16 protein-coding genes and 2 tRNA genes are annotated in these 16,830 nt (G+C 56.1%); 10 read left to right on the plus strand and 8 right to left on the minus strand.

What is annotated here, in order from left to right; all coding sequences use genetic code 11:
- Positions 1-26: 26 nt before the first annotated feature.
- The 7 genes from parM to K7B04_RS05885 all read left to right on the plus strand — a co-directional run bounded on the left by parM (position 27) and on the right by K7B04_RS05885 (position 6,220).
- Complete coding sequence (gene parM / locus K7B04_RS05855; RefSeq protein ID WP_223804130.1) at positions 27-1,061, plus strand: plasmid segregation protein ParM domain-containing protein; 1,035 nt, start codon at positions 27-29, stop codon at positions 1,059-1,061.
- Positions 1,054-1,719, plus strand: coding sequence for a hypothetical protein (locus tag K7B04_RS05860; RefSeq protein WP_223803671.1), 666 nt, complete (start codon positions 1,054-1,056; stop codon positions 1,717-1,719). The genes parM and K7B04_RS05860 overlap by 8 nt, the downstream gene beginning before the upstream one ends.
- Positions 1,720-1,789: 70 nt before the next feature.
- Positions 1,790-2,581, plus strand: a complete 792-nt coding sequence (locus K7B04_RS05865; RefSeq protein ID WP_223803672.1) for an EAL domain-containing protein — start codon at positions 1,790-1,792, stop codon at positions 2,579-2,581.
- A 30-nt stretch (positions 2,582-2,611) separates the two neighbouring features.
- A complete protein-coding gene (locus K7B04_RS05870; protein WP_223803673.1) occupies positions 2,612-4,195 on the plus strand; it encodes an EAL domain-containing protein in 1,584 nt (527 codons plus the stop codon).
- A 46-nt stretch (positions 4,196-4,241) separates the two neighbouring features.
- Positions 4,242-4,757 carry a protein disulfide oxidoreductase gene (locus tag K7B04_RS05875; RefSeq protein WP_223803674.1) on the plus strand — a complete coding sequence of 172 codons (516 nt, stop codon included), beginning with the start codon at positions 4,242-4,244 and terminating at the stop codon, positions 4,755-4,757.
- 134 nt (positions 4,758-4,891) lie between these two features.
- Positions 4,892-5,104, plus strand: a complete 213-nt coding sequence (locus K7B04_RS05880) for a DUF1471 domain-containing protein (protein ID WP_167574777.1) — start codon at positions 4,892-4,894, stop codon at positions 5,102-5,104.
- 15 nt (positions 5,105-5,119) lie between these two features.
- Positions 5,120-6,220 carry an alkene reductase gene (locus K7B04_RS05885; RefSeq protein WP_223803675.1) on the plus strand — a complete coding sequence of 367 codons (1,101 nt, stop codon included), beginning with the start codon at positions 5,120-5,122 and terminating at the stop codon, positions 6,218-6,220.
- Positions 6,221-6,238: 18 nt separating this feature from the next.
- Here K7B04_RS05885 and K7B04_RS05890 read toward each other — a convergent pair whose 3' ends face one another.
- From K7B04_RS05890 to K7B04_RS05910, 5 genes are all read right to left on the minus strand, one after another.
- The gene (locus K7B04_RS05890; RefSeq protein WP_167574779.1) at positions 6,239-7,186 is read right to left on the minus strand and encodes a spore coat protein U domain-containing protein; all 948 of its coding nucleotides are present in this window, start codon (positions 7,184-7,186) and stop codon (positions 6,239-6,241) included.
- An 11-nt stretch (positions 7,187-7,197) separates the two neighbouring features.
- Positions 7,198-9,471: a fimbria/pilus outer membrane usher protein gene (locus K7B04_RS05895; RefSeq protein ID WP_223803676.1), complete on the minus strand. Its 2,274-nt coding sequence runs from the start codon at positions 9,469-9,471 to the stop codon at positions 7,198-7,200.
- A gap of 70 nt (positions 9,472-9,541) precedes the next feature.
- Positions 9,542-10,228 (minus strand): molecular chaperone, encoded by a 687-nt coding sequence (locus tag K7B04_RS05900; protein WP_167574781.1) that lies wholly within the window; start codon positions 10,226-10,228, stop codon positions 9,542-9,544.
- A 14-nt stretch (positions 10,229-10,242) separates the two neighbouring features.
- Positions 10,243-10,740 carry a spore coat protein U domain-containing protein gene (locus K7B04_RS05905; protein WP_167574782.1) on the minus strand — a complete coding sequence of 166 codons (498 nt, stop codon included), beginning with the start codon at positions 10,738-10,740 and terminating at the stop codon, positions 10,243-10,245.
- 478 nt (positions 10,741-11,218) lie between these two features.
- Entirely contained in the window at positions 11,219-11,509 is a 291-nt protein-coding gene (locus tag K7B04_RS05910) for a SymE family type I addiction module toxin (RefSeq protein ID WP_167574783.1), read from the minus strand.
- Between the two features lie 126 nt (positions 11,510-11,635).
- Here K7B04_RS05910 and K7B04_RS05915 point away from each other — a divergent pair, with 126 nt between their 5' ends.
- The gene (locus K7B04_RS05915; RefSeq protein WP_046888943.1) at positions 11,636-11,827 is read left to right on the plus strand and encodes a toxin-antitoxin system HicB family antitoxin; all 192 of its coding nucleotides are present in this window, start codon (positions 11,636-11,638) and stop codon (positions 11,825-11,827) included.
- A 23-nt stretch (positions 11,828-11,850) separates the two neighbouring features.
- Here the strand turns inward: K7B04_RS05915 and K7B04_RS05920 are convergent, their stop codons facing one another.
- From K7B04_RS05920 to K7B04_RS05930, 3 genes are all read right to left on the minus strand, one after another.
- Entirely contained in the window at positions 11,851-12,078 is a 228-nt protein-coding gene (locus K7B04_RS05920; RefSeq protein WP_167574784.1) for a hypothetical protein, read from the minus strand.
- Positions 12,079-12,196: 118 nt separating this feature from the next.
- Positions 12,197-12,291 (minus strand) — tRNA-Sec (locus tag K7B04_RS05925).
- A 385-nt stretch (positions 12,292-12,676) separates the two neighbouring features.
- A tRNA-Sec gene (locus K7B04_RS05930) sits at positions 12,677-12,770 on the minus strand.
- Positions 12,771-13,060: 290 nt separating this feature from the next.
- Between K7B04_RS05930 and K7B04_RS05935 the strand changes: the two genes are divergently transcribed.
- Complete coding sequence (locus tag K7B04_RS05935; RefSeq protein WP_223803677.1) at positions 13,061-14,455, plus strand: glycoside-pentoside-hexuronide family transporter; 1,395 nt, start codon at positions 13,061-13,063, stop codon at positions 14,453-14,455.
- A gap of 11 nt (positions 14,456-14,466) precedes the next feature.
- Complete coding sequence (yicI, locus tag K7B04_RS05940) at positions 14,467-16,785, plus strand: alpha-xylosidase (RefSeq protein ID WP_223803678.1); 2,319 nt, start codon at positions 14,467-14,469, stop codon at positions 16,783-16,785.
- Positions 16,786-16,830 lie beyond the last annotated feature (45 nt).

Raw genomic sequence — 16,830 nt, forward strand, 5'->3', positions numbered from 1 at the left:
GTATTGAGAACGTGACCATGACCCGTATGAAATTCGCCATTGATGATGGCTCGACCAACGTAAAAATTAGCTGGATTGCGAACGGCACGCTGAAGACCGTGGTCTCGCCGAACTCCTTCCGTAAGGACTGGAAAAGCGCGGCGCTGCTGCGCGGACAGTCGGTGTACAACTACACCATCGGCACCACCAAATACACCTACGATGCGACGTCAGACAAAGCGTTATCCACCACGCACATCGACTATCAGTATGACGATCTCAACCTGTTGGCGGTGCATCACGCGCTGCTGCAGACCGGCATGACGCCGTGCGATGTTGAAGTGATCGTGACGCTGCCAATCACCCAGTACTACAATCCGGACGACTGCCAGCGTAATGAAAGTCGTATCGAAGCGAAGCGCCGCAATCTGATGCGCGATATCACCCTCAACAAGGGCGAGCTGTTCCGTATTGTGGACGTTCAGGTGATGCCGGAAAGCCTGCCGGCGGCGCTGTCTCATCTGCTGAACTCCAACGTCACCGAGTTCACCAAATCGCTGGTGGTCGACTGCGGCGGTACCACGCTGGACATGGGGGTGATCGTCGGTGAATTTGATGATGTCTCCGCGATTTATGGCAACAACGAAATCGGCGTGGCGATGGTCACTGACGCCACCCGTAAGCTGCTGGCGGCGGCTGACAGCGACTCCAGCTACCTGGTGGCGAACGAGCTTATCAAGCGCCGTCACGATATGGAGTTTGTGAAAAGCGTCATTAATGACGAATCGCGCATTGCGGAAATCCTTGAACGTATTGAGATTAAAATTCAGGAACTCGGTGACCAGGTGGCCTACGAAGCGAAGAAATTCGCCAAAAACCCCAACCGCGTTTACCTGGTTGGCGGCGGCGCACACCTGATTGAGAAAGCGGTACGTGAAACCTACGCCACGCTGGGCGACCGCGTGATCACCATCGATAACCCACAGAGCGCGCTGTCGCGCGAAATCTGCCTGTACCATGCGGACTCCAGCGTCGAAACCGTCGCCGCACCGCATATGGCCGAGGTGGGTGACGATGAGTAACAGGCACATTCGCCGCGTTAATCTCTCGCTGCATTTGTCGCCGGAACACTCGCGCGCGGACCTGCGCGCGATGCTGCAACTTAAGAAGTGGCATCAGGAGCTGAGCCAGGCGGGCAGCAACTCTGGCGATGCCAATATGGAAATGCGCCGCTTCCACCGCAACGTTTACCTGGCCGGGCTGCAACTTCAGTTGCTGAACCCGCAGTTGTGTAGCCATGTTGCCGAGTCAATGGGCCGGGAAAAGCTGACGCTGGATGCGCTGTGCAGCGAGCTATCTGCGGCTTCGCTGCTGCCCGTGTCAGCCAGCCCGACGGCGGCGCCTGCGGCCGAGCAAGTTGCGCCAAGCGCGGATTTTAGCAAGCAACAGTTGCGCCAGATGCGCGCGCTGATGTCCGAAGCGCTCCAGCGCCAACCCGCGCCCGCCGCGCCGGACGACGGTGCGCGCGAGGAACTGAGCCAGCTGCGCAGCGAAGTCGCGCAGTTGAAAACCTTGCTTAATCAGCAAAACCTGCTGCTGCAACAATTAAGGCTGTCTGGCCGCGCTGCTTCGCCTGCTGCCGAAGGCAGTAAAAACGGTGCGGCGGAAGAGGTCGACCTGAACACCCTTGGCGCACCCGCGCAAAAAATGAAGCAGATTCGCCAGAAAGGCATTTTTTAAGTGACGGGCGGTTTAAGTTGCCGCCGCTGCACGTCGCTTTTTCCGCACAATAATGAGAGATGAGGCTGGTATGGACAAAAGTGCGCATTATGTTGTTCGTTGCGTAGAGAACGCTAAATTCGATGTAGGTATCGATTTCGTTATTCAGCCTATCTTCGATTTATCCCGTTTTGCCTGTATTGGCGGTGAAGTGCTGGTGCGAGGCACCCATCGGCGTAACGTTGTCCCGCCGGTCGAGTTTATCCAGCACCTTGAAGAGAATGGCACCATCGTGGATATGGGCTACTACGTGATGGAAAAATCGCTGTCGTTTATTGCGCAAAAGCGGGCCGATGACCAGGAAGAATTCATGTACACGCTGAATATTTCCGCCGTGCAGCTGAACGATCCGGAGTTTGCCTACCATGCGCTGGGGATTGTGGAGACGCGGCATCTGCGGACGGCGCAGTTGGTATTTGAAATTACCTCCGGACAGGTTGCGCTCACTGAAGTCGCTCGGCAGAACCTCCAGACGTTACAGGATGACGGCATCAATATCGCCTGGGATGGTATCGGCACGCTGGCGGCGCTACAGGAGCGGCTGGCCTACTGGATTCCGGATTACATCAAGCTCGATCGCAGCTGTCTCGCGTGCGGCCAGCAGGACGAAACCGAGCAGATCCTCCAGCTGATTGCCCAGCACGACATCGATGTCATCATTGAAGGTGTTGAAAACTATACGCAAACTTCCAACATGCTGAAACAGGGCGTGAAGTTCGGGCAGGGCTATCTGTTTTCCCGACCGATCAGCAAAGAGAGTTTCCAGCGTGAATACATGCAGCACCAACAGGCGCAAACGCGAGCGTCTTACGCGCATCGGTAAGTGCGCCCTGCCAGATGGAATGAATGAGCAATGTACAAAAAATACGCCAGTAAAGCCGATCGCAAAAACTATGCGCTGGTCGGTCTGGTTTTTTTAGGTTCGGTCGTGCTGGCGCTCTGGCTCACGTTTTACATCGCGCAGCGACAGCTGAATGTTCAGCTGGCTCATCAGGCGATACCCATTCGCAATGCGGTGGACAACCTGCTGGAAGAGACGCGGCGCGTCGCACGCGAAGCGCAGGGGTGGGTGGGCAAAACCTGTAACCGCCAGTTGGAAAGCCGCCTGAACGCGTTGCCGACGCGCGAAATGCGCATGCTGGTCATTAACCTGCTGGATGGCGATCGCATCACCTGTTCCTCACTGCTGGCTAACCAGGGCGCGCGGGTCGATCTGAGCGGCTTTAGCGCGCAGGGCGTGAAAATTGATGATTCCGTGGCGTCAGCGGGCATTCCGGTCTTTTCTCTCTACCAGCGCCTGGCTAACGGCGGCATCGTGGTGTCGGCTGACCTGCGCTACCTGTGGGGCATTATGGGCAACAGCAACCGCGATGAACGTTTCGCGCTGCTGGTGAATAACAAACTGCTGACACAGAACGGTATTCTGGTCGGTGAGCATGCGAAACTTGGCGCGCAAGACTACCCGCAACGCCAGCCTGGTGGACTGTATACGCTGGCCTGGCGCTCGCCGGATACCGCTGATATCTGGCAGGAGATTCTGGGCTCCTGGCTCTATATCCTGGTTATCCTTGTCCCGCCGCTGCTGCTGACGACGCTGGCCTGGTCATTGCTGACGCGTCGTCGTTCGCTCTATCAACATCTGGTGAATGCGGTGCATCAGGACCGTATTACGCCCTACTATCAGCCGATTATTTGCGCCCACAGCAACCGGGTGATCGGCGCGGAAATTCTCGCCCGCTGGGAACATCCGGAGATTGGTTTCGTACCGCCGGATATTTTTATCCCGGTGGCGGAGAAAACGAACACGATCGGCCTGATGACGGAGAACCTGCTCAAACGCGTGCTTGCCGACTGCCAGCGCCCGGATTGTGTGTTACCGGACGGTTTCACCTTTAACGTCAATATCAGCCACGCGCACCTGGTTGCGGAAGATTTCAACGCTTTTACCAGCGAATTCGCCGCCCGTTTTAAACGGCTGCATCTGCATCTGACCTTTGAATTTACCGAGAACGAACAGATCAACTTCAATGATGATATTCTCAATAAAATCAAGGTGGTTCGTGATAGCGGCATCGCTATTTCGTTGGATGATTTTGGCACCGGCTTCTCCAACCTGTCGTGGATAGCCAGCCTGAGCCCGGACAGCATTAAGATTGATCGTATGTTTATCAATCAGATTTCCCCTGATGCCTCCACGCCGCTCATTAACTGCGTCATCGACATGGCGAGGCAGATGGGTATTCAGACGGTTGCCGAGGGGGTAGAACACGACTATCAGGTGGCCTGGCTACAGGAAAACGAAATTGACTATTTTCAAGGTTACTTCTATTCAAAACCCCTCACTTTTAGTGCATTTGTCGACTATTTTCGTCACGATGTCATGACGCAGCACCTGAAAATGCCGCCGTTGCCGAAAGACACTTCTTTACAGCACTAGTCCAGGCGTCCCGCTAAGATAAACCGCGTATTCTTACGAGGTGATCATGAGCGAATTTTTCCAACGCCGCCGCGTGTACCGCTGGCTACGCGAGATAGTCGTCCTGCTGGTGCTGGCCGCGGTACTGATGTGGGGCGTTGACCGCTTTCGCAGCCCGACGCTTCCGGACTCCTTTTCCGGCATGGCCGTACAGACCCTGGATGGACAAAACATCGACCTGGCCGCGCTTAGCGACACGCGGCCATTGCTGATCTACGTCTGGGCGACCTGGTGCAGCGTGTGCCGTTACACCACGCCATCGGTAGAGAAACTGGCGGCGCAGGGGGAAAACGTGGTGAGCATCGCGCTGCGTTCCGGCGACGATACCCGGCTGGCGCAGTGGATGCAGAAAAAGCAGCTCACCATGCCGGTGGTCAACGACGCGCGCGGCGAGCTGGCGCAGCGCTGGCAGGTGAGCGTCACGCCGACGATCGTTATCGTCTCTCAAGGGCAGCCGGTCTCGGTCACCACCGGCTGGACCAGCTACTGGGGCATGAAAGCGCGCCTGTGGGCAAGCCGATAAACGAGTCCGGGTATTATTGCTTTATTGATAATAGTCTATTGCGATTTATACCATTTATGTAATGAGTCTGCGGTCGTATCCTTCTTCACATCACGTTACCGAGCGTAACGCCTTAAACCGAACAGGATACGACCATGAAAAACCTTACCGCGATTTTTGCTGCTTCCCTTCTCTCTGTTGCTGCCTTTAGCGCCACGGCGCAAAGCGTGACGGCGACCGGCTCGACGCTGGACACCGCCGAAGCGGCGATTGCCCAGAAGGCCAAAGAGATGAACGCCTCTGACTACAAAATCACCAGCGCACGCATGGGCAACACCGTGACCATGAGCGCCGAACTGTACAAATAAGAGGGGGAAAACAGTATGTTATTCGATAAATATGCGCTGAATACGCTGCCGCTGGCTAACCGTATCGTGATGCCGCCGATGACCCGCTCTCGCGCCGGTGCCGGTGACGTCGCGACCGATATGATGGCTGAGTACTATGCACAGCGCGCCAGCGCCGGGCTTATCATCAGCGAAGGCACCCAGATCAGCCTGCAGGGGCAAGGTTACGCCTGGACGCCAGGCATGTATTCCGAGGCGCAGATTGCGGGCTGGAAAAAAGTGACCTCCGCGGTGCATCAGGCGGGCGGTAAAATTTTCGCCCAGCTGTGGCACGTGGGCCGCGTTTCCCACACGGTATTGCAGCCGAACGGCGCGCAGCCGGTCTCCTCTTCCGCCATTCAGGCCGAAGGCGTGAAGGTGTTTGTGGACGTCGAAGGCCGCGGCCCGGAGAGCGGCGTTGGCGCGATGGTGCAGCATGATATGCCGCGCGCGCTGCGCACCGATGAGATCCCGGCTATCGTTAACGACTATGCCCAGGCCGCGCGCAACGCCATTGCCGCCGGTTTCGACGGCATTGAGCTGCACGGCGCCAACGGCTATCTGATCAACCAGTTTATTGATTCACAGGCCAACCTGCGCGACGACGAATACGGCGGATCGCTGCAAAATCGCCTGCGCTTTATGAAAGAGGTGGTGACTGCGGTGTCTGAGGCGATTGGGAAAGAGCGTGTCGGGATTCGTCTGGCGCCGCTGACCACGCTGATGGGTTCGCGTGATGACACGCCGGAAGCCACCTATCTGGCGGCGGCCAGCGTGCTGAATGAACTGGGTATCGCCTATATCCATATCGCTGAAGCCGACTGGGAAGATGCGCCGGTGATGCCTGCGGCCTTTAAAGAAGCGCTGCGTATTATCTTCCACGGCACGCTGATTTACTCCGGTAAATACACCAAAGCGCGTGCGGAAGAGGCGCTGACTAAAGGCTGGGCGGATTTGATTGGTTTTGGCCGTCCGTTTATCGCTAACCCGGATCTGCCGCATCGTCTGGAACATGATTTGCCGCTGAATGCGCCGGTGAAAGAGCAGTTCTTTGGCGGCGGTAAGGCGGGGTATGTGGATTATCCGACGGCGGGGTGACCCGAACGGCTTCAGGTATCAGTAGGTCACGTTGATCGTGACCGTGTCGTTATACGTCGCAGGACGGTAATTCGCGCTGGGAACGACGACATAGACGTACCGGTCGACCGCCTGACCGGTACCGGTGCCCGCCACCGTATTGGGGGCTAAACTCCCCCACGGCGTGCCGCTCACTCCCACGGTTGAATTTAGCTGGTATGGCACCTGATCGGGGCTGGTGGCGCTTTTCATCACGCCGCTGCCGGCGCTGTTGCCGTTGGACGGCGAAAGCCCTACGGTGTATGGCGTGGTGTTGGTGCAGGTCATCGTAAAGAAATTATTGCCGGTGATATTGGTTCGCGTGTGGGGTACCGAATCGAGCGTAATATTATTGGTGGCGTTGATTTTGCACTGTTTATTCACGCTGGCCGTGACGTTGAATGCCATGTTGCCGACCACCGTTGTGCCACAGGAAGAGTCCGTAACGAGCGGATCGGATTTCGCCGTAATGGTGGTGTTCGTCGTGGTGAAAGCATCCAGATAGCTGCCGGGTGCCGTTGTCGCCTGCCCTGCGGGAACAGCGGCGTAGAACGGAATCGTATGTGCCACGCCGAGATCAAGCAACCCCAACGAGTACTTCAGCACCGAATTGCTCGAGACGCCCTGATTGCCCCATACGTTTGTCCGTCCAGCGTCCGTATACAGCTGGTAGCTGAGCTGGTTGCTTCCTGAGGCCATTTTACGGGCATCGACGGGGGCCCCCGAACTGGTGGGATAAAGGTTAAAGCAGACGGTGGCGGCGTTGAGTACCTCCGTCAGGCCCTTGGTGCAGGTAAAGCGCAGCGTGCCGCTGGTGGTGCTGGCGCTGGCAAAGGGGTCGACCGTACCGAACGCCACGGTGGTGACCGTCGCCGTGCAGCTCAGCGCATGGCTTTTCATCGGGAAAAGACACAGCCCGGCAAGCAGTATCATCACTTTTAACCACATGGTTTCGCTCCTTATCGGCAGGTGATGGGCCCGATTTGCGGGATATCCCGCGCCGCTTGCGGGTAATCGAATTGGGCCTCGCACGCGCCTGCGTGGGTAGAAACGCGCAGCGTATTGTGTTCTTCCAACGTCTCGAAATAGACCATGCCATCAAAGCCCACTATCGCGTTCTGCCTGCGGTTGCCGTTCAGTACCGCCGATGACCCCTCCGGGATCACGCTTCCCTGGCTGTCTTTCAGCACGATAAGCGCCGAGCGAACGGGTTTAACGGTAAAGTTCACCAGCGTGCCGGAACGATCGGCGGGGATCGCCACGGCGTTGACCGGATCGACCCGCATGTTGGCGGGCAGATCCAGCGGATTAATGCTGATCTCATTTTTCTGATAGCTATTGAGGTTGGTCACCAGCAGCCTGCCGTGGCTGTCGCTGGTACCGATAGGGTTGTTTTGCAGAATAATCGGCACATCCGGGATGCCGTCGGTGGAGACCACCGCGAAGCCATTGTTGATGGTCTGTGCGGCAAACAACCCGCCGCCCATCAGCACGAGCGAGCCGTCGGCACCGGCATACGCGGATTGCTGACCGGACAACCGACTGTAGCCGCCATAAACGTTGCCATAACGTCCCAGATAGCCCAGCTCGCCCTGCGCATTTTGCTGGGAATCCAGCCGGTTAAGTGCCAGGTTCCAGCCCCAGCCGCCATCAGATGGCTGGGTCTGGCTGGCGTTGAGCGTATAGCTCATCTGGTCGTTGCTGCGCTGGACGGTGCTGCTGGCGCTGATGTTGTTTTCAAACGACACGCTGAGCATCAGATACAGGCTGCGATCGCGGCTGTTATCAATATTCTGATTGAGCCCAGCGTTAAGATAAACCCGTTCCGTCAATGACTTATACCAGTTAGCATTGGTGTAGCGCTGGGTTGATTCGCCGGGTGAGCGGAACTGCAAATAGCCGAGACTAAAGTTACCCAGCATATCGGTGTTATAGCCCACCACGGTGCTCTGGTTCAGCGAAGGCGGCGCTTCGCCGTAGCGGGTGGCGACGTCGTGATAGTCATTTACCGTCGCGATGGTGGCGGTGCTGAAGCTGAAACGTTCGTTGTTCCAGCGATAGCCGATGCTGTAGAGAAACCCCTGCTTTCCTGCGTCGGCGCTGACCGCCAGCGCGGTGGAAAGCGTGCCGCCGCGGCCACCGGGGATCCAGTCGCTGCTGAAGCCGACGTTGACCAGGCTTTCCGTGGCTTCGCCATGCGCGCCAGCGGTAAAGCTATTGCTAAAGCCGCGCCGCCAGGTGCCGCTAAACGCCGGGGTGCTGGCGTAGTCAAACGAGGTATAGCCGTAATTGTTGCGTACCACGCCCACTTCCGCCGACCATTCGGTCAACCCGCTACGCAGCAGCGACTGATCGTTATAAAACGAGAAGCTCTGCACCGTGGTTTTGCCCAGCGCGTCGGTCATCGTGACCTGCGCGTTGCCCGCGCCGTTGATGGTCGGCAGGGTGTTGATCTCAAAGTTGCCCGACGGCACCTCCCCGTTGTAGTACTTCACGCCGTTCATATACAGCTCAACGCTGGAAGGCAGCGTCGCGGAGCCAAAAAAAGACGGCAGCGGCGTGGTTGGCGTGTAGGGCTGGAGGTTGTAATCGGTGCCAATCTGGAGCCCGGCGATGCGGGTTGGGCGCGACCAGTTCAGCGAGCTGGTCAGCGTATCGCCAACGGTTACTGCCAGCACGTTTTCCGGAAACGATGAACGCCAGCTGGTATCCAGCCGGGTGATTCCATTATTCAGGCTATAGCCGCTGTTATCGCTGATATAGCGCGCAATTTGCGTGGAGCTGAGTACGCCCAGCGCGCTGAAGGCACGCAGTTCGGTATAGGCGCTGGCGTTGTTGTTTGACTCCTGTGAGGCATAAAGATCGTAGTTCAGCAGCAGCCCGCGCGCGGTGCTCGCTGTTGGGTTGGTGGCGCTTTGCTGGTTAAGCTGGGTGGTGCCCCTATCCAGCAGCGCGAGCGGTGCCGTCAGTGTCAGGCTTTGCAGCGCGGCGTTGTAGTGAACCTCCAGCTGTGGGATATCGCTCAGGCTGACCGGATCCGGTGTTTGCGGCGGCAGGCGAATGCCGATTCTGCGCAGGCTATCGGCGCTGGCATAGAGCTTATTGTGGTCATAGCCAAAGCGTGCCAGGCCAATCGGATTCTGGTTTAGGGTGACATCCAGATACAGTTCGATCCCGGCCAGCGGCTTATCATCGGCAATGACGTCATCCTGCGGGGCATTGGGGTCTTTCATTTCCGCAGAGGCACCCCTTGCTATAAATAACACATTGAAAAATATTAAAATTAATACACGGAGTGGCACGCTATAGCGTTTGTACCGTTTTTTTGCCATTGACCATGACTTCTAGCTTTTCTCCCTGACTCGCCCCCGCAGGCAGCGGCCAGCGCATGGTGGCCCCGGGTAAGACATAACCTAATAGCCCAGGGGTAATATTTTTGCGGCTGCCCGTTGCCGTAATCAGGCTCACTTCCGACAGCTGGGCGTGGCCATCACCCTGGTTATTCACCTCCAGCCACGTCCGGCCATCGCTATGCTGGATTTGCCATTGCAGCCTGGCGTAGGTTTCATCGACGCCAGGCGGCTGGATAAAGACCGGCACGGAGTAGTGGAGTACAAACTGCAGGTTATTTTTTTTCGCCGTCGTCTGCGGCAGCTCGTTGATCGACAGCCGATACGCATCCTCTGTCTTCGTGGGCGAGCCGGTGCGGATCACGCGTATAAGCTGCTTGCCGCCGGGCGGAATGGTGAGCATTGGCGGGCTGATCACCAGCCCCTGCGAGGCGGCAAGCTGATCGCTGTAGCCGCTCTGGCTCCAGCGGAACACGCGAACCTGGGCGTTGATTGGGCTATCGCCCGAGTTACTTAGCCAGATGCCTTCCGCACGCTGGCTCTGTTCGAGCGTCAGGGTAATTGGCGTAACCTGCAATCCGCTGGCCGCAGCGTAACCGCTGAAAAAAAGACAGGCGAGGGCGCATTGTTTCCAGTTCATACGTCATCCTTGAATTAATAGGTGACGGTCACGGTGACCGTGTCGCTATACACATCCGGCGTAAAGTTAGCGTTAGAGACAATCGCGTAAACCGTGAACGGCTGAGCGGCACCGTTTCCCGATCCCGATACCACGTTGCTGGTCCCGCCGCTGGTGACGTTGCCCCAGATGGCGCCCGCAGTATCTTTCGCCAGCTGATACGGCACTTTGTCGGTATTACCGCTAGCGGTACCGGACATCAGCCCCGAGCCGAGCGTGTTGCTGTTCGACGGCGCAAGGCCGACGGTATACGGCGTTAACTGCGAACAGTTAACGGAAATCGTGGTATTCCTCGTCACGCTGGGTGAACTGGCCGCCACCGATCCAAAGTTAATGGGCGAACCGGAGGTCACGCTGCACGATTTAGTAATCGTAATCTGTACCTGAAAAGTACTAGTGGCGGTATCCGCATGCGCGCCAGAAATAAATGCCGATACCAGACTGAATAAAATGAACTTAATTGGCGTGTTCATAGTATTGATCTCTATGCAGGTATTATTTTTCCCTGGTAAAACAATAACGTATGAAGATTTAATCCCTGATATAACTGTAGGATAGGTAGCAAAATTCTGCCAATTTGCCTTAAGACTATTTTATTAAAAATAGATCTCGCATCACCTTATTCGGCGAAAAATAGGAATGTAATATATATGATATATTTAAAAGTTAAGTGATTATTGGAAATGGAATAAAAGATATTAACGCAGAAGATAAGACGACTTTTATTTATTGAAAATGAAATTATGTTTAGTATTAATTAAATATAATGCTGAATTCAACCCGCAATTTTTCGGATCTTTCCCCAAAAATAGTAGGGCTCATGTACCGCTCTATTGCCGGGTGGCGCGTTGCTTACCCGGCCTACGACGGGCGCCGTGCCCGTAGGCCCGATAAGCGTAACGCCATCGGGCAATGCCCGTCATGAGCACGGTGCGGATATTCCTGAGAGCCTTAATGCACCGCTGATACCGCCGCTTCAATTCCTTTCAGCTTCAGCTGCGTCTCCTTCAACTCCGCCAGCAGCTTCTGCTCCTGTTCGCCATAGGCCATTAGGACTATGCAGCCGTCCATCACCTTTACGCTAACCTGTTGCCCGGTTTCGAACCCGGCCTCGCGCAGCCACTTCCCGGAAAGGGTAAGGCTAGGCGTGTTTTTGTTTGCACCCTGCGGGCGATATCCCACAATTAACGTGCGCTCGGTTTTTGCTGCGGGTAAGTCTGGGGTAGAATGCGGGTTAGCCATAATCAACTCCTTGATAGTTGGTGAGGTTAGACGCTCCGTTTGTGTTCCCGCACAGCGGAGCGTTGTCTAACTGAGGAGGTTTAGGTGGCCTCCTATATGTGTAAGAGTAGATGGATAGGTGGCCCCATGTCAATCATATCGCGCGAAAAAAAACCAAAGGGTGGTGGGCAATCACCGCAGTTTAAAATGCGTATTGATCCGGCATTGAAGGAGCAGTTGGATGCTGTTGCGGCGGAGGAAGGGGTGAGTCTCGCCAGTTGGTTGAAGGAGTTGGCGAGAGAGGCATTGAGGAGAAAGGGCCAGGAGCCAAAAGGATAAATTATTTTCTACTGTTGGGTACGTTATCTTATTTTTGCTGCGTAATTAGCACGGACGTAACGGTTAATATAGCTATTTAAACCTTCACCTGAGTGAGCAAGTTGTGTCATTTCTGCGACCATTTGTACACCAGGTGCACTTGCATTATATAAATATGCGGAACCATCTGAAAAATAAACAGTAATTGAGTTTGTGCCTGTCTCGAATTGTGTGATTCCTGAATCATGACCTCTATTTTGATAAACAGTCATTCTTTACCTCTATCTTATTAATAAACTAATTAATTGGAGGCTTTATTATGAGCGTAAGGTATGAGCATGTTAATTCGGTAAAAAGGCCAGATATTTATAGGTGGGATGAATGTAATTTTGGCGGAAGATCACAGGAGTCGAACCTGCCCGGGACCGCTGGCGGCCCCAACTGGATTTGAAGTCCAGCCGCCTCACCGGAGACGACGATCTTCCGCGCCAACATTGCTACATGGAGGCGGGGCGCATTATAGCTACTTTCAATCATTTACCACATCCCCCCTGGGCACATTTTTCGCCCCGTCGCCCCGGCATTTTCGGGCTCCTCAGATAAAACCCTGCTTTTTCTTAGGGTTACATTTTCCATCTCTCACGCCGCATATTATTTACCGCACTTCTTGCGTGATGAATGGCGCAAAAACCAGCGGTGTACGCGAAGAGTTGGCCGTTTTCCGGCCAGTTAGCCTCGCGTTTATGCATCTTTGGCCGCCCGGGCGTACGGCGTAAACGAACCGGGACAGTATCAGGGCAATCGCAAGCGCTACTAAGGGAAGTACGGGAAAAACAGGGAATGGCTTTAGCGGAAAAAGTGAGCGGATTTTGGCGGAGATCGCAGGAGTCGAACCTGCCGGGAGCCGCAGGCGGCTGCCACTGGAAATGAAGTCCAATCGTCTCACCGGAGACGACGATCTTCCGCGCCTGCATTGCTACATGGAGGCGGGGCGCATTATAGCCACTTTCAATCCGTTGCCACATCTTTACTTACATTTTTCAGCACTTTTTTTACTTCCTTCGCACGGCATGAGTGGAAATGTATTAAAAATCCGTCATTTACACTTAGTCACACTCTGCTCGCCAATCCAGATCACATAAATCAAGAAACGTAATTTGATAACGAGATATCGCAATACACCTTATCAGCCTAATGGTTTACAAATCATGTAACCGGTACCACTTCGGCTTCGGTGCGAAAAGGGTTTGAAAGATGAAGAGTGAAGTATTGTCTGTCAAAGAGAAGATTGGTTATGGCATGGGTGATGCTGCCAGCCATATCATTTTCGATAACGTCATGCTGTACATGATGTTCTTCTATACCGATATCTTCGGTATACCCGCAGGTTTTGTTGGCACCATGTTCCTTCTGGCGCGCGCGCTGGATGCCATCTCTGACCCGTGCATGGGGCTGCTGGCGGACCGTACCCGCAGCCGCTGGGGTAAATTCCGCCCGTGGGTGCTCTTCGGCGCGCTGCCGTTCGGCGTGGTCTGCGTGCTGGCCTACAGCACCCCGGACTTCAGCCATAACGGCAAACTGATTTATGCGGCGATCACCTACACGCTGCTGACCCTGTTCTACACGGTGGTCAATATTCCTTACTGCGCGCTGGGCGGGGTGATCACCAACGACCCGACGCAGCGCATCTCGTTGCAGTCCTGGCGCTTCGTGCTGGCGACGGCGGGCGGCATGCTCTCTACCGTGCTGATGATGCCGCTGGTGAATCTGATTGGCGGCGACAACAAAGCGCTGGGCTTCCAGGGCGGTATCGCCGTGCTCTCGGTGGTGGCGTTCCTGATGCTGGCGTTCTGTTTCTTTACCACCAAAGAGCGCGTGGAAGCGCCGCCAACGCAAACATCAATGCGTGAAGACCTGCGCGACATCTGGCAAAACGACCAGTGGCGCATCGTCGGCCTGCTGACCATTCTCAACATTATGGCGGTCTGCGTTCGCGGCGGCGCGATGATGTACTACGTCACCTGGATCATGGGGTCTCCGGCGCTGTTTACCGCCTTCCTCACCACCTACTGTGTGGGCAACCTGATTGGCTCGGCGCTGGCTAAACCTCTGACCGACTGGAAATGCAAAGTGAGCGTCTTCTGGTGGACCAACGCCATTCTGGCGGTGCTGAGCCTGGCGATGTTCTTCGTGCCGATGAACGCCAGCGTCGTGATGTTCGCCTTTATCTTCGTGATTGGCGTGCTGCACCAGCTGGTAACCCCGATTCAGTGGGTCATGATGTCCGACACCGTGGATTACGGCGAATGGCGTAACGGTAAACGTCTCACCGGCATCAGCTTCGCGGGTACGCTGTTCGTGCTGAAGCTCGGCTTGGCGTTGGGCGGCGCGATGATTGGCTGGATGCTGGCCGGCGGCGGTTATGACGCCGCGGCGAAAGTGCAGAACCCCACCACCATCAGCATCATTATTGCCCTGTTCACTATCGTGCCGGCGATTTGCTACCTGTTGAGCGCCATTGTGGCGAAGCGCTTCTACACCCTGAAAACACCGTTCCTGGTCAAGATGATGGCCGAACTGGCGAGCGGCGCGCACCGCACTCAGCAGGATTTTGAAAACGTATCTATGAAACAATCTCTTGAGAATTAAAAGGACGAGCTATGAAGATCAGTGATGGAAACTGGATGACCCAACCGGGTCTCAACTTAATTCATCCTGTCCAGGTGTTTGATGTTGAACAGCATGGGAATGAGCTAGTGGTGTACGTGGCACCGCGCGATGTACGGGAACGTACGTGGCAGCTGGACACGCCGATGTTCACTATTCGCTTTTTCTCTCCTCAGGAAGGCGTGGTCGGCGTGCGTATTGAGCACTTCCAGGGCGCGCTGGAGAAAGGCCCGCACTACCCGCTGAACGTGCTGAAAGACGTGAAGGTCCACATCCAGAACACCGCCGAGTTTGCCGAGCTGAAAAGCGGCAACCTGAGCGTGCGCGTCACCAAAGGCGAATTCTGGTCGCTGGACTTCCTGCGCAACGGCGTACGCATTACCGGTAGCCAGTTGAAAAACAACGGCTACGTGCAGGACAGCAACGACAACCGCAACTATATGTTTGAGCGCCTGGACCTCGGCGTGGGTGAAACCGTGTACGGCCTGGGCGAGCGCTTTACCGCGCTGGTGCGCAACGGCCAGAACGTCGAGACCTGGAACCGCGACGGCGGCACCAGCACCGAGCAGTCTTATAAAAACATCCCGTTCTATCTGACCAACCGCGGCTACGGCGTGCTGGTCAATCACCCGCAAAACGTCTCCTTCGAGATTGGCTCGGAGAAAGTCTCTAAGGTGCAGTTCAGCGTTGAAGGCGAGCATCTGGAATATTTTGTTATCGACGGCCCAACCCCGAAAGAGGTGCTGAACCGCTATACCCAGTTCACCGGGCGCCCGGCGCTGCCGCCTGCCTGGTCCTTCGGCCTGTGGCTGACCACTTCGTTCACCACCAACTATGACGAAGCGACCGTTAACAGCTTTATCGACGGTATGGCCGAGCGCAATCTGCCGCTGCACGTTTTCCACTTCGACTGCTTCTGGATGAAGGCCTTCCAGTGGTGCGACTTCGAGTGGGATCCGGTGACCTTCCCGGACCCGAAAGGCATGATCCAGCGCCTGAAAGACAAAGGGTTGAAAGTCTGCGTGTGGATTAACCCGTACATCGGTCAGAAATCGCCTGTTTTCAAAGAGCTGAAAGAGAAAGGTTACCTGCTGAAGCGCCCGGACGGTTCTGTCTGGCAGTGGGATAAATGGCAGCCGGGGCTGGCGATTTACGACTTCACCAACCCGGAAGCCTGCCAGTGGTACGCCGACAAGCTGAAAGGCCTGGTAGAGATGGGCGTCGACTGCTTCAAAACCGACTTCGGCGAGCGTATCCCGACCGACGTGCGCTGGTTCGACGATGCCGACCCGCAGAAAATGCACAACCACTACGCCTATATCTATAACGAGCTGGTGTGGAACGTGCTGAAAGAGACCGTCGGCGTTGAAGAAGCGGTGCTGTTTGCCCGTTCCGCCTCCGTGGGTGCGCAACAGTTCCCGGTGCACTGGGGCGGCGACTGCTACGCCAACTATGAATCGATGGCGGAAAGCCTGCGCGGCGGCCTGTCGATTGGTCTGTCCGGATTTGGCTTCTGGAGCCACGATATCGGCGGCTTTGAAAACACCGCGCCGGCGGATGTCTACAAGCGCTGGTGCGCCTTTGGCTTGTTCTCCAGCCACAGCCGCCTGCATGGCAGCAAATCCTATCGTGTGCCATGGGCGTATGACGAAGAGTCCTGCGACGTGGTGCGCTACTTCACCGAAATGAAGTGCCGCATGATGCCGTACCTGTATCGTCAGGCGGCGCTGGCGAACGAGCAGGGTACGCCGATGCTGCGCGCCATGATGCTGGAGTTCCCGGACGACCCGGCGTGCGACTACCTCGACCGTCAGTACATGCTTGGCGATTCCCTGGCGGTGGCGCCGGTGTTCACCGAAGCGGGCGATGTGCAGTTCTACCTGCCGGAAGGTCGCTGGACGCATCTCTGGCACAACGACGAGGTGCAGGGCAGCCGCTGGCATAAGCAGCAGCACGACTTTATGAGCCTGCCGGTGTACGTGCGCGACAACACCCTGCTGGCGCTGGGCAACAACAACCAGCTGCCGAACTACGCCTGGCATGAAGGCACCGCGTTCCAGCTGTTCCATCTGGAAGATGGCCGTCAGGCAGTCTGCGAAGTGCCGGCGCAGGATGGCTCCGTTATCTATACGCTGACCGCGAAACGCCAGGGCAACGTGATTACCGTGACGGGCAACGGCAAAGCCAGCGGCTGGACGCTGTGCCTGCGCAATATCCAGCAGATTGCTGGCGTGCAGGGCGGGGCGCAGGCGGGAAGCGAGCTCGGCGTGGTGGTAACGGCGCAGGGTAATGAGCTGGTGATTACACTTTAGTATTGAGGATACTCCCTCACCCTAACCCTCTCCCCGCGGGGGAGA

This window comes from Kluyvera sp. CRP (assembly GCF_019930565.1).
GTDB classification, from domain to species: Bacteria; Pseudomonadota; Gammaproteobacteria; order Enterobacterales; family Enterobacteriaceae; genus Kluyvera; species Kluyvera georgiana_A.

Bases quoted from the DNA above. Each gene is read 5' to 3' on its own strand.
- K7B04_RS05860 (WP_223803671.1), top strand. From the start codon at position 1,054: ATGAGTAACAGGCACATTCGCCGCGTTAATCTCTCGCTGCATTTGTCG.
- K7B04_RS05890 (WP_167574779.1), bottom strand. From the start codon at position 7,186: ATGTGGTTAAAAGTGATGATACTGCTTGCCGGGCTGTGTCTTTTCCCG.
- yicI (WP_223803678.1), top strand. From the start codon at position 14,467: ATGAAGATCAGTGATGGAAACTGGATGACCCAACCGGGTCTCAACTTA.
- K7B04_RS05900 (WP_167574781.1), bottom strand. From the start codon at position 10,228: ATGAACTGGAAACAATGCGCCCTCGCCTGTCTTTTTTTCAGCGGTTAC.
- K7B04_RS05935 (WP_223803677.1), top strand. From the start codon at position 13,061: ATGAAGAGTGAAGTATTGTCTGTCAAAGAGAAGATTGGTTATGGCATG.
- K7B04_RS05910 (WP_167574783.1), bottom strand. From the start codon at position 11,509: ATGGCTAACCCGCATTCTACCCCAGACTTACCCGCAGCAAAAACCGAG.
- K7B04_RS05895 (WP_223803676.1), bottom strand. From the start codon at position 9,471: ATGAAAGACCCCAATGCCCCGCAGGATGACGTCATTGCCGATGATAAG.
- K7B04_RS05920 (WP_167574784.1), bottom strand. From the start codon at position 12,078: ATGACTGTTTATCAAAATAGAGGTCATGATTCAGGAATCACACAATTC.
- K7B04_RS05885 (WP_223803675.1), top strand. From the start codon at position 5,120: ATGTTATTCGATAAATATGCGCTGAATACGCTGCCGCTGGCTAACCGT.
- parM (WP_223804130.1), top strand. From the start codon at position 27: ATGAAATTCGCCATTGATGATGGCTCGACCAACGTAAAAATTAGCTGG.
- K7B04_RS05865 (WP_223803672.1), top strand. From the start codon at position 1,790: ATGGACAAAAGTGCGCATTATGTTGTTCGTTGCGTAGAGAACGCTAAA.
- K7B04_RS05875 (WP_223803674.1), top strand. From the start codon at position 4,242: ATGAGCGAATTTTTCCAACGCCGCCGCGTGTACCGCTGGCTACGCGAG.
- K7B04_RS05915 (WP_046888943.1), top strand. From the start codon at position 11,636: ATGTCAATCATATCGCGCGAAAAAAAACCAAAGGGTGGTGGGCAATCA.
- K7B04_RS05880 (WP_167574777.1), top strand. From the start codon at position 4,892: ATGAAAAACCTTACCGCGATTTTTGCTGCTTCCCTTCTCTCTGTTGCT.
- K7B04_RS05905 (WP_167574782.1), bottom strand. From the start codon at position 10,740: ATGAACACGCCAATTAAGTTCATTTTATTCAGTCTGGTATCGGCATTT.
- K7B04_RS05870 (WP_223803673.1), top strand. From the start codon at position 2,612: ATGTACAAAAAATACGCCAGTAAAGCCGATCGCAAAAACTATGCGCTG.